The sequence below is a fragment of the Arthrobacter sp. H14 genome (genome assembly GCF_000520495.1).
GTDB lineage: Bacteria > Actinomycetota > Actinomycetes > Actinomycetales > Micrococcaceae > Arthrobacter_C.
This window is the reverse complement of record NZ_KI914632.1, coordinates 1-1,456: the sequence shown is the minus strand read 5'-3', so window position 1 is coordinate 1,456 and position 1,456 is coordinate 1. Positions and strand designations below refer to the sequence as shown.

Below are 1,456 nucleotides of genomic sequence, written 5' to 3'. Positions count from 1 at the left end.
TCCGCGAAGCAAGGGACAGCACGTGAAGAGCAGGTGAAGGCTTTCCGGGAACTGACTCAGCGGATCCACGACGCCGGACTCATGAAGCGCCGCTACGGGTTTTACTGGACCATGATGGTCGGCTTGACCCTCACTCTTGCGGGCATCGCGGTCGCCGTTGTTTTCTTGGGTGACACCTGGTACCAGCTCATTCTAGCCGGCCTGATGGGTGTTGTGCTGGCCCAGGTTGCGTTTCTCGGCCATGAAGCCGCCCACCAGCAGATCTTCAATTCGCGGCGCTGGAACGATTGGACGGGGCGGGTTTTGTCCGGACTCTTCAATGGTCTCAGCTACGGCTGGTGGATGGATAAACATACTCGCCACCATGGTAATCCCAATAAAGAAGGCAAAGACCCCGACATTGACTCCGAGGTGCTGGCGTTTACGCCGGAGGCAACGGACACCCGCACGGGTTTGCGGGCGAGGCTGGCGCGGCGGCAAGGATACTTCTTTTTGCCGCTGTTGTTCCTTGAAGGATTCAATCTGCACGCCGCATCGGTCAAGACCCTTCTGCGCAACCCCGCTGTGAAGCACCGTTGGACGGAGTTCGCCTTCATCAGCCTTCGTATCCTCGGCTACCTCGCATTCTTTTGCCTGCGGGTATCGCTGCCGCATTCGTCGGCGTGCAGGTGGGCGTCTTCGGTTTCCTCCTCGGTGCTGCCTTCGCGACCAACCACATCGGCATGGCGACGGTTCCACGCGATGTGAAGATCGACTTCCTGCGCCGGCAGGTTCTGATGTCCCGCAATGTCCGTGGCGGCCCTTTCGTCCACTTTGCATTGGGCGGGCTCGAGTACCAGATCGAGCATCACCTCTTCCCCAGTCTCCCCCGGCCAAATCTGCGTGCCGCACAGCGAATGGTCCGGGAGCACTGCGCGCAATACGAGGTGCACTACACCGAAACGTCCTTATGGCAGGCTTTTTCGACTGTGCTTCGCTACTTGAACCAAGTCGGATCGAAGAACCGCAGCCCGTTCACCTGTCCGCTCGTGCAGCAGTATCGAGGCTAACTGGCCATCCACAGGAAGGCCGCTACCTGTCAGCCGACCTTAACGTACGATTTTTTCCGGCGTTTACGCCGGAGGCAACGGACACCCGCACGGGTTTGCGGGCGAGGCTGGCGCGGCGGCAAGGATACTTCTTTTTGCCGCTGTTGTTCCTTGAAGGATTCAATCTGCACGCCGCATCGGTCGGCTTGACCCTCACTCTTGCGGGCATCGCGGTCGCCGTTGTTTTCTTGGGTGACACCTGGTACCAGCTCATTCTAGCCGGCCTGATGGGTGTTGTGCTGGCCCAGGTTGCGTTTCTCGGCCATGAAGCCGCCCACCAGCAGATCTTCAATTCGCGGCGCTGGAACGATTGGACGGGGCGGGTTTTGTCCGGACTCTTCAATGGTCTCAGCTACGGCTGGTGGATG

1 protein-coding gene and 1 pseudogene are annotated in these 1,456 nt (G+C 59.5%); both read left to right on the top strand.

The window, feature by feature from the left end; all coding sequences use genetic code 11:
• The first annotated feature begins 81 nt into the window (after positions 1-81).
• Positions 82-1,049 (top strand): annotated as a pseudogene (locus tag Y707_RS33405) (fatty acid desaturase family protein).
• A gap of 134 nt (positions 1,050-1,183) precedes the next feature.
• Positions 1,184-1,456: fatty acid desaturase (locus tag Y707_RS32610; RefSeq protein WP_035780317.1), on the top strand; the 273-nt coding region annotated here is incomplete at its 3' end.